The sequence below is a fragment of the Tenacibaculum sp. XPcli2-G genome, from assembly GCF_024124505.1.
GTDB lineage: Bacteria > Bacteroidota > Bacteroidia > Flavobacteriales > Flavobacteriaceae > Polaribacter > Polaribacter mesophilus.
Window position 1 is genome coordinate 535,530 of the sequence record NZ_JAMXSH010000002.1, and the last position, 14,103, is coordinate 549,632.

General features: G+C 31.6%; 9 protein-coding genes. 4 read left to right on the forward strand and 5 right to left on the reverse strand.

Features of this window, described 5'->3' with window-relative positions:
• The 3 genes from NH341_RS07115 to NH341_RS07125 are packed head-to-tail and all read left to right on the forward strand — an operon-like array spanning position 1 to position 8,155.
• Entirely contained in the window at positions 1 to 636 is a 636-nt protein-coding gene (locus tag NH341_RS07115; protein WP_047788531.1) for a 4Fe-4S single cluster domain-containing protein, read from the forward strand.
• Positions 633 to 6,824 carry an AAA domain-containing protein gene (locus NH341_RS07120; RefSeq protein ID WP_253056220.1) on the forward strand — a complete coding sequence of 2,064 codons (6,192 nt, stop codon included), beginning with the start codon at positions 633 to 635 and terminating at the stop codon, positions 6,822 to 6,824. Before NH341_RS07115 ends, NH341_RS07120 begins: the two co-directional genes overlap by 4 nt.
• Complete coding sequence (locus tag NH341_RS07125; protein WP_253056222.1) at positions 6,821 to 8,155, forward strand: hypothetical protein; 1,335 nt, start codon at positions 6,821 to 6,823, stop codon at positions 8,153 to 8,155. The genes NH341_RS07120 and NH341_RS07125 overlap by 4 nt, the downstream gene beginning before the upstream one ends.
• Before the next feature lie 116 nt (positions 8,156 to 8,271).
• Here NH341_RS07125 and NH341_RS07130 read toward each other — a convergent pair whose 3' ends face one another.
• Positions 8,272 to 9,252, reverse strand: coding sequence for an endonuclease/exonuclease/phosphatase family protein (locus tag NH341_RS07130; protein ID WP_253056224.1), 981 nt, complete (start codon positions 9,250 to 9,252; stop codon positions 8,272 to 8,274).
• Positions 9,253 to 9,353: 101 nt separating this feature from the next.
• Here NH341_RS07130 and NH341_RS07135 point away from each other — a divergent pair, with 101 nt between their 5' ends.
• Entirely contained in the window at positions 9,354 to 9,818 is a 465-nt protein-coding gene (locus tag NH341_RS07135) for a hypothetical protein (protein ID WP_253056226.1), read from the forward strand.
• A gap of 80 nt (positions 9,819 to 9,898) precedes the next feature.
• Here the strand turns inward: NH341_RS07135 and NH341_RS07140 are convergent, their stop codons facing one another.
• The 4 genes from NH341_RS07140 to NH341_RS07155 are packed head-to-tail and all read right to left on the reverse strand — an operon-like array spanning position 9,899 to position 14,053.
• Positions 9,899 to 10,414 (reverse strand): gamma carbonic anhydrase family protein, encoded by a 516-nt coding sequence (locus tag NH341_RS07140; RefSeq protein WP_073181751.1) that lies wholly within the window; start codon positions 10,412 to 10,414, stop codon positions 9,899 to 9,901.
• A 6-nt stretch (positions 10,415 to 10,420) separates the two neighbouring features.
• Entirely contained in the window at positions 10,421 to 11,155 is a 735-nt protein-coding gene (locus NH341_RS07145) for a LytTR family DNA-binding domain-containing protein (RefSeq protein WP_047788537.1), read from the reverse strand.
• 2 nt (positions 11,156 to 11,157) lie between these two features.
• Positions 11,158 to 13,347 carry a tetratricopeptide repeat protein gene (locus tag NH341_RS07150; protein ID WP_253056228.1) on the reverse strand — a complete coding sequence of 730 codons (2,190 nt, stop codon included), beginning with the start codon at positions 13,345 to 13,347 and terminating at the stop codon, positions 11,158 to 11,160.
• Positions 13,340 to 14,053, reverse strand: a complete 714-nt coding sequence (locus tag NH341_RS07155; protein WP_125064433.1) for a hypothetical protein — start codon at positions 14,051 to 14,053, stop codon at positions 13,340 to 13,342. Before NH341_RS07155 ends, NH341_RS07150 begins: the two co-directional genes overlap by 8 nt.
• Positions 14,054 to 14,103: the final 50 nt, after the last annotated feature.

Below are 14,103 nucleotides of genomic sequence, written 5' to 3' on the forward strand. Positions count from 1 at the left end.
ATGAAAATAGGAATCTCTCGTTTACACTTTCCAGTAACTACACTTGGTCCAGGGCAAAGAGTTGGCATTTGGTTTCAAGGCTGCTCTCTACATTGTGAAGGATGTATCTCAGCAGATACCTGGCAATTCAAAACCAATTCAATAAATATAGAAGAAGTAAAAAATCTATTAAAAAAGTGGCTTCCAACATGCGATGGAATTACTATTTCCGGCGGAGAACCCTTTGATCAAGAACCTGCTTTACAAAATTTGCTAAAATTTCTTAAGCCTTATAAACTTTCCTTGTTAGTTTACAGTGGATACTCTTTCCAAGAATTAAAATATAAAAAAGTTGTTCAGGAGAAATTAATCGATGTGTTAATTTCTGAACCTTATGACTATACAAAAGCCCAAACCCGAGCTTTATTAGGAAGTGACAATCAACAAATTCATTTTCTTACTAATTTAGGAGCGCAAAGCTTTGCTAAATATTTAAACAAAAAACCCGAAAGTAAATTAGACATTCAGTTTAATAATGAGACTCTTTGGATGGCAGGCATACCTATTAATGGAATGAATAAAATAACTGAAAGTTTTCGACAAAACAACGTTGAAATAACCAATACTCAAGCGGTGATAAAGCAACATAAGAAATGAAACACATACGACTTTGTCCTGCATGTAATACTGAACGACCAGTAACCGAAATGTATTGCCAAAACATAATCAGTAATTCAACATGTAGTTGGTTATTAATGAATGTACCCCAAACTCCAGTAGGCGGTCGAATCGAAATTCATCCTGAAGCTGAAGAATCAATCAAACGCCTTTGTGAAAACGGGCATGAAGTTGGAAAAGACGATTTTATGTGCATGGAATGTGGTGCTGACATTCAAGAATTAACAATTAAAGAAGAAGCCCTCAAGAAAATTGATGCATACACCATTATTGAACCTATCGAGATTTCAGGAGCTACCAAAGAATGTTTTTTAGTTAAAGACACTAATGAAAAACACTTTTTTTTAACTTATTATCATGAAAATTCTGAGCCTGATAAAACAATTTATGATGTACTGCACCGAGCGGATGTTGATCATATTGCTAGATTAGTAAAAACAGGTTATTGGAACAATCGATTTTTTGAAGTTTCTGAACATATCCAAGGAGGATCACTCAATGATTTAGGATATATAAAAGAAAACAGACTCGAAACTTTAGTAAACGAAATCGGTCGAGCACTACGAGATTTCTCAGAAGCTGGTTTTAGACATCGTAATTTATGTCCTAAAAACATTCTAATCCGTGATAATGAAACCTTCGATTTGGTAATTATCGATTACAGTTCTGCAAGGTTATCAGATTATGATCTTGATACCGATACCCCTATACAATTAACTCGGTATACAGCTCCGGAAGCTATCATTGGCGGAGTAAGTCCTGCCTCGGATTGGTGGAGTTTAGGAATGATAGTTTTAGAGCAAATTACCAAAGGAGCGTTCTTTGAAAACATTAATGACAAAGCGTTCATGATCCATTTGGTAACCAGAGGCGTTCAAATTCCAGAAGGTATTGATGAACGTATACTTTTATTGCTAAAAGGCTTGTTATGTAGAGATCCTCTTAAACGTTGGCGCTGGGAACAAGTAGAAAAATGGCTGAATAAAGAATATGTTGCTCCTCCTATAGAAGCTACTTCGGGGACTGATCAAAAAAAAGAAAAAACCATCCAACTTGGAGATACAACTTACACCAATGTAAGCTATTTTGCACTTGCGGCAGCAGAGGAAAATAATTGGAAAAAAGGTTTGACCTTATTTACTTCTGGTGAAATTTCAAATTGGGTAAAAGAAATCCTTGGAGAAGGAAAAATAGCTGCTACTATTAGAAACTTACGCTCTAAAGAAGATATCGATTTGGAGTGGAGGTTTTCCTTAGCTTTAATGCACCTCAATGAAGCTTTACCACTTACTTGGCGAGGACAAATTATTATTCCTGCATGGTTACTTGGCAACCCAACACTCGCTTCAGAGCTTATAGAAGGAAACATTCCTGATTATTTAAACACACTTTCACGTGAAAAATGGTTGGTTAACCTCAAGAGTAGAAAACAAAATGTTTTGCAAAAAGCAAAGAGTTTAGGTATTGAATTGGATAATGACAAGCTCAAGATTAATACACTAAGTACTTCTAGGGTACGATTAAAATCTGAATTGAATCTTTTACGTCAAATTTATCCTGATGCCAAAAACATCAGTTTATCTGATTTAATGGGAGACATCCGACTTAGTGAAGAAGATTTGATACTTATTTTAAGCGCTCAACAAGATCAATTTATCTCCTTAAATCAATTAGTAAAAGAAGCTGCTAATTTGGCAAGAGAAATAAAAATTGAATCTAATGAAAGTTTTTTTAGAGAAACTCTAATAAAATCCAGGCTAGAAATTTACGAATCTCTACACGAGCTTTTAGAAGGGTTTTCACTAAGTAATAACAATAACTTAAATCGTTGGGCAGATCGTTTCAGGATAGAAAGACGATTACCCATATTGCAATCAATTTTATGTTTATCCATTCCCAAAGACAAATGGATTACACCACCAAAGCATGAATATGCTTCTAGTTTATTAAACTTTTTTGAAAAAAAGATTATTCATACTTCCTCTAGAGGTCCTTTAGTTAGATTAGTTATTTCTAAACATTCACCTCGTTTAGATTTAAAGACATTAGGAACCTCATTAAAACCTTCAGAAAAAATACTCAATAGTATTATTAATCGCTCATCTAGTACGGAAAAAATAGATCCATTAAGTTTCAGCCAAAACCCATTACTTAGTTACCGAACAAGGAGGTTAGTTTTAAGAACAGCAAACTTTAAACGCGATACCGGCTTAGACTCTTTGTATTTAGGGTTTCCATTCCTAATTAGTCAGTTCAAAAAAAATAATCGTCCCCGAATATTACCTATTATTTTATGGCCTATTACACTGGAATTTAAATACCGATCAAACCCTACACTAAAAATTGGTTTCGACAAAGTTCGTGAAGAAATTCGACTAAACCCAGCTCTTTCAAGCTCCTTAGAACCTGAAAATTACAAAAGAATAACACAAATTTATAATGAGGTTTTAAGTAGGCAATCTCTAAGTGTTTCTGAGGTTATCGATGCCTTCGGTTCATTTGTAAAACACAAAACTTCAAAACTTGTTACTCATCCTGAAGTTACTTACATGATGGAAGATATAGGTCTTGAACTACATAGCTCTGGAGTAATTTTTAATGCCAATTTTACAGGTCAATCAATTAGTGAAGATTTGCGTTTACTTCAAAAATTACCACATTCGGGAACAGCTATGGAACCAATTTTAAAAATAAGCACGCCACAAACACCCGAATATAAGCCCATACAATCAGAAAATAATCGATTTACTGTCGTTAATGTAGATCCTTCACAAGAACACGCAGTAATGCATAGTCGATTAAAACCAGGTATTGTTATTGAAGGTCCACCTGGAACAGGGAAAAGCCAGACGATTGTTAATATTATTTCCGATTGTATTGGTAGAAAGGAAAAAGTATTAGTAGTCTCTCAAAAAAGAGCAGCAATTCAGGTAATTATGAAACGGCTAGAGGCTGTAGGTCTAGAAAAAAGAGCTCTTTCTATCACTGATATTGCTAAAGATAGACAAGAAATTATTCGAAGTATTCGTGAACAGGTTTCTTTCGATTTAAACAAATCTGAGCAACAAAATATTCTTGAAAAAATCACATTCAAGCGAAATAACCTGGCAAAACAAATTGATAGAATCGAATCGAAATTGAATATAATTTCTAAAGAGATTCATGTACTGGACGATCAAGCAGGCGCAAGTTATCGAAACATTTTATCTGAACTTATTGAAATTCAACATAGTGATTATATTGATATTCCTGAAGCCCGAAATTTTCTAGAAAATATTTCAGCAGATGATTTGAACATTCTTGAAACGGAAATCAGTACGTTAATGCGTGAATGGGTGCCTTCAAAATATGAAAATAATGCGCTTTCCAATTTAAAAATAACACAATATGATAACGCAACAAAAAAAGCAATTAAGCAAGATATAGAGCTTTTTAATGAGATTGAAGAAAAAAGAGTAGATTGTATAAAACAAACCACAGGAGTCTATGATAATGAACACGCTCAATTTTATAAAGCATGGCTGTATAAAAACGAACAAAAACTCCTAAATATTACTGATACAGAAGCTAAAAATACTAAAATTTGGCTTGATTTTATTTGGGATGAATTCAATGAAAAGTCCATTGGTGACGATATTCTTGATGAACTAAAACAATTACTATCAGACCTCAAAACACTGATTTTCAAATACAAAAAAATCTATTTTTCGAGTTGGTTAATACAAACTGATAATGAAATCCTAGAAGAAGTAATTCGAGCTTGTGACAGCTATCTAAATACATCCATTTTTAAGTTTCTTAATCCTTTAACATGGAAACATCAATTTCTATTGAAGAAAGTCTTAAAAGAACTTGAACTTCATTCCAATAAAGAAAATATAAAACTATTAAAAACAAATTCTGAGTACGAAATTACTTTTAGATCTTACCGAAATCACTTTAATAATGTATTAATAAAGTTAAACAACACAGTAGAAACCATTACAAACCCTAAGTTTCTTGCTGTGAAAATTAGTGATAAAATCAGCGAACTATTAGACACGATTGTTTTAGTAAAAGCATTAAAAAAATGCCCTTTAAAAGATGAAGCTAAAAAAGTTTTAAAATCCGGAAAAGAATCTGAATTTCAAAATTTCATAAAAGAATTAAGCAGTGCTAGTAATCGTTTTGAAAAAAGACAAGAATCCTACAAAAAACTAACTGACTTAAAACAATGGTTAATAGATTCTAGTTTTAATTTTTTCCATTCAAACATAAAAAATAACAATACCGATTTATCTGTCATTCAAAAAATGTCCCAAGACATAAACCACTTTATTCCATATCAAAAATTTAGGATAAGACTAGGAGATAAACTTCAAGAAGACAAAACATTACAACTTTTAGCAATTTTTAGGAATTACGAAAATAAAATTACTCAATACACCTCTGAACGTTGGCCTAAAATTATCCAAAAAACAATACGACGAGAAGGTTTATTGGGTTGGAAACAACGTATTGAAAAAGAAACACCAGCCTTACTAATGGCTGATAGTGAAATTGACCAAAATGTACGATTGTTAGAAAATAGTTTAGCTGAAATAAAAACATTAAACAAAGAACTACTTAACTTAAACTATGACTTTGAAAAAATTGGCTCAAAGTCACAATGGCATGGTATTACACGTCTACGAGGGCAGAACTATAAAAAACTACGAGAATTTATTCATTTAGGTGACAATTTAGGTTTAATGAATATTCGTCCAATTTGGTTGATGAGCCCAGAGGTCGTTTCACAAGCTTTACCTTTACAAGCAGGATTGTTTGATGTAGTAATTTTTGATGAAGCTTCTCAAATGTTAATTGATCATTCAATCCCTTCACTTTATCGTGCAAAACGTGTAATTGTAAGTGGTGATGAAAAGCAAATGCCTCCGGCAAACTTCTTTGGTCATAAAATGGATGATGACGAAAGTGAAGGCATAAATATCGAACTCAGTGAGGATAATTCCGAAGAAGAATTAACTCTATATGAAGAGGCTTGGAATAAAAAAGAAGTCAAAGATTGTCCAGATTTATTAACATTAGCCAAAACGGTTCTTCCCACCACAACACTTCAAATTCATTACCGTTCTCAATACAAAGCACTTATCAACTTTTCTAACCATGCCTTTTATGCTGGTCAATTACATATTCCTGCTTATCATCCTAAAAACGAAATTAAAAAAGTAAAACCTCTAGAAGTCATTCGAGTAAATGGTGTTTATAATGAACAAACCAACGAAACTGAAGCTGAAGTACTAATTGAATACTTATATAACCACTGGCAACTACCTGAAAATAAAACTTTAAGTACAGGTATTGTAACCTTCAATAAAAAACAAGCAGATCTTATTGAAGATAAAATTGAAGAAAAAGCGCTTTCAGATGATGCTTTTATGGAAGTTTTAAATCGTGAACGTAACAAACAACAAGAAGGAGAAGCCATGGGCTTTTTTGTTAAGAATGTAGAGAATGTTCAAGGAGATGAACGTGATATGATTTTATTTAGCACTACATTTGGTTTTAATAAACAAGGAGTTTTCCGCCGCAATTTTGGAGCTTTAGGGCATCGTGGTGGAGAAAGAAGACTCAATGTAGCTATTACAAGAGCAAGACATAAAGTAGTTATTGCCACCTCAATGCCCATCAAAGATATTTCTGATATGCTTTCTACAGGACGATCTCCATCAAAACCAAGAGATTATATTCAGGGCTATTTGAAATATACCGAAACACATTTTAGTAATCAAATAGAGGTTGCTAATCAATCGTTAAAAAGGCTTTCATCAAGAAAAATAGAAGAAAGTAAAACACTAAATAACGATGGTTTTAAAAATACTGTTAGAAATTACATTCACAGCTTGGGTTATGAAACCGTGGAAAATAATGATAACAATGTTTTTTATTTAGATTTAGCCATTGAAGATAAAAACACAGGACGATTTGTTATTGGAATTGAATGTGATGTACCTCAAAACTCATTACTTAAAGATGCAAGACATCGTGAAATATGGCGCCCATTGATTTTAAAAAAATCGATTCCTCATATACATAGAACTACCTCTTATAAGTGGTTACAAGATACAGATAATGAAAAATTAAGGCTGAAACACGCCATACAAAATGCTTTAAACAACACACCATGAGCGGACCAAAAGTTGTACGAATCGTTACCCCAGCTGAGCGAAAATTGATAAAGAAAAGGTGGTTAACTCGATTAAAAAACAAAATAGAACACGTGAAGGCTTATGCCATCAAACATAATATGTTTACAGAAGAACTTCAAGATGCTTTGGATGAAACATTGGAGTATTACCAAAATATCTCAGAAGATGATTATAGAAAAATAGAGCGAGAAGTTTCGGGACAAATCGAGTTTCTAGATAAGGAAAAAAAGAATTTGGTAAAAAAAGTAGTTAAAATTAGGACTTCTAAATGGGAATCTTTTAAGAACCTAAAGAGTACACATAACGAATTACGCTTTTTACTTAAAAACAAAAGCATTGATTTCCAAGATTTCGACACTCCTTCAAATATAAATGAAATAGAAGAATATCGTGAAAAAGTAGATTATTTGTACAGCCTTTTAAAAGAAGCTTCTTTTAATTCTCAAACACTGACAAATGAACAAAAAGCAATTCAAGAACGATTATCTTCTGGTGACAGTTTGCTGTCTGTACAAAAATGGCGTTCCAATCGTCCTAAAGTAATTTCCAGACTAAAAAAGTTGGAAAACGCGTTAAAGGAAATGTATATTTCTGAAATTCCTCAGAACAAAATACACGAATTTATGAATCGTTGTGCCGAATTAGAAGAAGAAGCTCCTAATTACGATTTGTTATTGGATTCATTAACTATTCAGGTAGCCGAGTTCAGTAAAAATCAATTGGCATTACGGGAAGCTAAAGAAAAGCTCAAAACAGCCATTGACCAATTAGAATCTTTAGAATTGAATCTGAGTTTTATTGATAAATGGATAGCCTTACTTAATTCAGATAATCTAAATGATGTAAAAGATGCCTTAGAAAAAGCCAAATACTTGTATACTGAAGTTTCGGAGAAAATCATTATTGAAACTCGACGAAAGGCTATTAAAAAGGCATTACAAAATGCAGGTTATGAAGTTAATGACACAATGGAAACTGCATGGGTTGAAAATGGGAGCTTAGTGGTAAAAAAAGCTAAAAATTCGTTATATGGTGTAGAGTTTATGAGTCCCAAAAACCTAAGCCGCATTCAAGCACGAGTTGTTGCCGATAAAAATAGAAATAATGAACGCAGTCCAAATCTAGACAAAAATCAGGAAGAAATTTGGTGTGATGAATTTTACGATATTAAAACTATTTTAGAAAGCCAAAATTTATCTATTGTTGTGGATAAAGCAGAAGAAGCAGGTGCAGTAAAAATGAAAGAAATTGCTCTAGGTAATGATTATGTAAAAAGAGAAAATCAATCCAATAAAAGAAAAAATGTTTAAATTCAATACAAAAATATGTATAACTACATACCACTATAGACAGTATCTTATTGTAAGGTAGCTTTGAAAACAACTCTATATTTAAATAAAGAAGCTTGGAGCTTTACCAAGCTTCTTTATTTTTTTAATTTAAACTTCATTTCAATAGGCAAATGATCTGATGCCTGTCCGAACTTTTTTAATACACTTCCCTCTACATACTCTATAAAATCCTTGGTGTAAAAAATATAATCAATACGTTCTTCTGGATTTTTTGTATCAAAAGTATTCTCAGGATTTTCAGTTGAGAAAGCAGCATTTCCTACTCCATCCATTGCAAACATTTTTTGAATAACGGCTTCACTATCTCTAGCTTTTGAGTTAAAATCTCCTAATAAAATTGTAGGGTATTGACTCTTATACTTATTAAAAAGATTCAATACGTACTCAAACTGTCTTACTCTCGTTGCTTTATCAAATGCTTCTAAATGTAAATTTATTACTACCACTTCTTTTCCTTCTACCTTAACTTTTACCACTTGTACCAACCTGTCTAAATACAAAGCGTCTCTATAAAAAGGGTTATCAGCTACGCGTTCTAAAACGATACGCTCATAATCTTTTAACTCATATTTACTTAAAATTGATTGACCTGAAACTATTTTACCAAAGTGCATACTTGGTGGCCAGTATGGAAAAGGCACATAATTCTCATCCCAGTTTACACCTCTTGCTACATAATTATAACCTAGTTCTGCTAATTTTTCTTCTTGGTTTACTTTATAAGATCTAGCTGCATTGTAATCAACTTCTTGAAGCGCTATAATATCTGGATTTACTTTTTTTATTTCAGTTAATACCTTTTTCATATTTCCCTCAAACAATTGCTTAGGTTTTGCTACTGCTCGGTTATTTGTCATCCCACTTAAGTACCCAATATTGTAGGTTACTATGCTATAGATTGAATCATTATCAGTTGTACTCGCATACTCATGCGTAATAATTTTAGCATACTCTGCTTCATCCATTGTTGGGGATGATGCCCAGAAAAAAAAGATTGCAAACAATCCCAAAACAAGTAGTAAAGACCTTAAGATAATTCTAAAAACTGACTTCATAAAAATTAAAAAAGTGTTAAATATAGTTTCAAATTTAAACTTTTTTAATCTGCAACGGTCTTAGAAGCGTAAATAATTAATAAACCTTAAAATTTAACAACATGAAGAAAGCACTAACACTCTTGATTTTAGCAGTTGGTTTTACTGTTACTACTCAAGCTCAAAAGAGAGATAAAACTAAACATGAAAAATTAACTGTAGAGCAAAAAACAGAATTAGCTGTAAAAAAAATGACCTTACAGCTTGATTTAACAGAGTCTCAACAAAAACAAGTGAAGCCTTTAGTAGCAGAGCAAATTTCTGAAAGACAGGAAATGTGGGCTAAAAGAAAAGCTATGAAAAAAAGTGGTACTAAACCTACTGCTGATCAGAAATATGCTATGAAAAGTAAAATGCTTGACAAACAAATTGCTTACAAAACTGAAATGAAACGTATTTTAAATGAGCAACAATATGAACGTTATGAAAAAATGGCTGCTCGAAAAATAAAGAGACATAGCAAGAAAGGTGATTGCAAAATACACAAAAAAAGAAAGCATCATAAAGAAAATAAAAGCGATAGGTAATATCGATTTATAGTAGATTAGTTTTTGATTGAAAAAAAAGCTCGGTTTTGGAAACAGAACCAGGCTTTTTTATTTTTTCATTACTCTTTAAACCAACTTGAATATTTCACATAATTATTGGCAATTCGATCAATTTCATCTGAAATAAGTTCTTTGGAAATATCTTTTACTTTTTTTGCTGGAACCCCAGCGTACACACTTCCACTTTCAATATGTGTATTTTTAGTAACTACAGCACCTGCTGCAATAATAGAATTTGACTCTACTACACAATCATCCATGATAATACTTCCCATACCTACCAACACATTATCATGAATAGTGCACCCATGTACTAAGGCATTATGACCAATAGACACATTATTTCCAATAGTTGTTGGTGATTTTTGATATGTTGCATGTATTACTGCACCATCTTGTACATTTACTTTATCTCCCATTTTTATATAGTGTACATCTCCGCGAATCACTGCATTAAACCATACACTACACGACTCCCCCATTTGTACATCGCCTACAATAGTTGCGTTTTCTGCAATGTAACAATCATTTGGAATTTGTGGGTGTTTTCCTCTTACTGGTTTTATAATTGGCATAAATTTTTATTTAAAATATGATAATAAATTTGCTTTTTTTGATGCTGAAACCATAATTTCTTTCTCGTTTGATAGCACAACACTTCCTCCTTTTCCTTTTTTATACTTTACTATTTCATTAACGTTGACTAAATACGATTTATGTACCCTAACAAAAGAACTGTCTTTTAAAGCTTCTTCAAAATATTTAAGTGTTTTACTTACCACTTTTTTAGAATTATCAAAATAGATTTCCGTGTAGTTATCATCTGCTTTGCAAAATAAAATTTCTTCAACAGCTACCACTTCAAATCCATCTTGTTGCGGAATCGTAATTTTCCCATTTACTTGATGAGTCATTTTGGGAGTTAACACATTAGTTTCTAACTCATTTTCTTTCTCTTTAATTTCAGTTACAATACCTACTGCTTTAATCAACTCGTCGATTGAAATTGGTTTTAACAAATAATAAGTTGCTTGATTATTTAATGCCTCAATCGCGTAATGATCGTAAGCAGTTACAAAAACTGTTTCAAAAGTTTGATTTTCTACTTTTTCTAACAAGTCAAAAGCATTTCCAAAAGGCATTTCTACATCTAAAAACACCAAGTCCAATTCGTGTTTTTCAATTAGTTTTAGTGCTTCTTCAATATTACTTGCTTCTCCTAACAAGGTTACATTAGGACAGTATTTAGTAATATAGTTTCGTAAAATATCTCTACTTATTTGCTCATCTTCAACTATAATTGCTTTTATTTTCATTGCTAATTTTTATCCTTTTTTAGTATCAATGCTACTTTAGTTCCGCTTCCATCTTCAAAAGCATTTAAAACCACCACAGATATTTTATCCTGATACATATTATTTAAAATAGCAATTCTATTTTTTATTGTACTCATTCCTTTTGATTTTTGTTTGAGTTGGTTCTTCGTCTTCATTTCTATTGATTTCTCTCTTCCAACCCCATCATCTTCAATTAAAATAGTAATAGAATCATTGTTTTTTGGAAGCATTGAAATTTGAAGTTTTCCCTTTTCTTGTTTGTATCGAAGTCCATGCCAAATTGCATTTTCTATATACGGTTGCAATAACATTGGTGGAATCGAATATTCATCTAAAGGTATACTTTTGTCTATATTAATAGTATAATCAAACTTATCTTTAAACCGGTTGTGCTCTAACTTCACATACAATTCTAACAACTCAATTTCTTTGGTTAACGGTATGAAATCTTCATCTGAATTTTCTAATACCGAACGCATTAATACCGAAAACTCTGACAAATATCTATTTGCGCTTCGCTCGTCACTTACTGCAATAAAACTGTTAACTGAATTCAATGCATTGAAAATAAAGTGCGGATTCATCTGTGACCGCATCGATTTTAAAGCCAATAAATTATTGGCTAACTTTTGTTGTTTATTCGTTCTAAACATAAAATACACCAACAAAACCATTAATAAAAAACCTCCAATTAATGAATAAATAATCCATTTTTGACGTCTATTACTCTCCTCTACCAATTGCTGGTCTTTGTATGCTAAACTTATTTTACTATCTGTTAATTCTTTGTCTTTTTCTAAACTTACTATTCTGTTTTGGTTATCTGAAATTCGTTTACTAAAACGTTTTACTTGTTGAATTTCCTGTTCTTTTCGTGAATATAAAGTATCTACCAATTTTACATAATCTTGATACGTTTTGAGAGCTTCTGTGTAATCTCCAACCGTAGCATATACTTCCGATAAACGCTTAGTCGCGTCTTTTTGAATAATTAAGTCTTTGTTTTTATCCGCATCTGCAATACTCTTTTTTAAATATGGAATTGCTTCTTCATATTCAGATTTTTGCATGTAGGCATTTCCTATTTTATAGTTGATTTTTTGTGAGGTAATTGAATCTACCAAAGATTCGTTGCTTTCCGCTTCTACAACTATATTATCTGCTTCTTTTAGGCTTTCTTTTCGTAACTGAATTTCTTCATCGTATCGTTGAGATTTATTATAAAAATCGGCTACTTTTTGCTGTTCTTTTAACGAGCGCTTTTTGTTTTCTTCGGATGCTAATTTTAATGAGTTTTTAAAATAGCCATCTGCTTTTTGTGTGTTTCCTTGGGCTGCAAAAACTTCTGCTAGCTTAGAGTTTAAGTCTGTTATTTTAGGTGTGATTAAATTCTTTTTCGCAATTTCTAATCCTTTTTCGTAGTTTGCTTTAGCCTTGTTATAGTTTTTTTGAGCTAAGTACACATCTCCCAATCCTTGGTATGCAGTTAAACGTAAGTAATTATTAAGCACCCCGCTTTGTAGGCTTTGTATATAGTTTTGTTCACTACTGTTATAATCTTCCGATAAAAATGCTGCTTTTGCCAGTTTCAAACGAACCCTAGGCGAGTTTACTTCTTGTAAGGAAATTTGATAATTCTCAACCGCTAAATCGTACTGTTTCCAATAAAAGTACACCTCAGCTAATTCTTTAAACACAGTAGCTCTTTGGCTTTTATTTGGGTCTATCAACAACGTCTTTTCAACAAAAGACAAGCTCTTATCAATATTTTTCTTTTTGTAAAACTGAACAGAATCTAAATATTGTGAATATAAACCTGTTTGTTTTCTTGTACTATAAGAGCTTAGTTTTGATTTTTTTTGGGGCGTAAAATCTTCTACTTCCACCTTTATATCTTCATCATCTCTAATTGTATAAAAAACACGATTAAAACTAGGATGTGATACTTCTAGTTGACTTCCCGCTGTGGCTTTTACAGTATAGCTTCCCGTTATTTCAGAAAATCGATATGTTCTTCCATTTACTTCTACACTCGCATCTTTTATAGGCTCACGCGTCTCTTTACTAACTACTTGAACTTTTACTAAAAACTCTTTAGCTGTATTTTCCTTTGTTTGAGAAAAAGCAGCGAATGAAAGGAAAAGAAATACTATGTATATTTTTTTAATCATTTACTGGAAAATATTCAACCACATTAAAATTTTCATTAGTTAAATCAACATAAAAATAATGTATTTGTAATTTATCTTCTTCTGATTTTATTTTTTCTGTTGTTTTAAAATACAATCTTTTATTTTCAACTAACTCCTTAACATTTATTACTTTTTGTTTTTGAGGTGAAATTTTAATAAAATTTGTACCATCAATTTTACTTAAGTACAAACTTATATCATCCTCATAACCGAGTTTTTTATCATCATTAGTATCGCTATCAATAACTTTATACATTAATATTTGCTGTTTTGTAACATTAAATATCTCTCTTAAAAAGCTTACAGAAGATATATGGATATTTTCTTTCGTTAATGATGTAAACTTATCTGACCCTAATTTTTGAAATTTAAGGTTAATCATCATTCCATTAATTTCATTATCATAGAAATCTGTCAAATGATATGTTTTTCCTCCTTTACTTAATGAAAAATAGCTTTTATTTACTTCCTTATTATTTCCATACCCTACAGGGTGTATAAGATAATTTGTACTATCAATATGTATAGGTAAATCAGCTATTTTAATTAAAGAAGTATCGACTTTAATTTCTTTTTTAGTTTTATCTAAAACAGTTATTTCATTAGTTTCATTTCTGGTTTTCGGCTCACAACTCAAACATATAATTCCTAAAAAAAGGAATATTAAAATTACTTCTTTTCTCATGTTTATTAATTTTTTATTTGTGTAAACATACTCACAAAAAGCCATACAAA

Coding starts and splice junctions, on each gene's coding strand:
- NH341_RS07115 (WP_047788531.1), top strand. CDS start 1: ATGAAAATAGGAATCTCTCGTTTACACTTTCCAGTAACTACACTTGGT.
- NH341_RS07120 (WP_253056220.1), top strand. CDS start 633: ATGAAACACATACGACTTTGTCCTGCATGTAATACTGAACGACCAGTA.
- NH341_RS07125 (WP_253056222.1), top strand. CDS start 6,821: ATGAGCGGACCAAAAGTTGTACGAATCGTTACCCCAGCTGAGCGAAAA.
- NH341_RS07130 (WP_253056224.1), bottom strand. CDS start 9,252: ATGAAGTCAGTTTTTAGAATTATCTTAAGGTCTTTACTACTTGTTTTG.
- NH341_RS07135 (WP_253056226.1), top strand. CDS start 9,354: ATGAAGAAAGCACTAACACTCTTGATTTTAGCAGTTGGTTTTACTGTT.
- NH341_RS07140 (WP_073181751.1), bottom strand. CDS start 10,414: ATGCCAATTATAAAACCAGTAAGAGGAAAACACCCACAAATTCCAAAT.
- NH341_RS07145 (WP_047788537.1), bottom strand. CDS start 11,155: ATGAAAATAAAAGCAATTATAGTTGAAGATGAGCAAATAAGTAGAGAT.
- NH341_RS07150 (WP_253056228.1), bottom strand. CDS start 13,347: ATGATTAAAAAAATATACATAGTATTTCTTTTCCTTTCATTCGCTGCT.
- NH341_RS07155 (WP_125064433.1), bottom strand. CDS start 14,053: ATGAGAAAAGAAGTAATTTTAATATTCCTTTTTTTAGGAATTATATGT.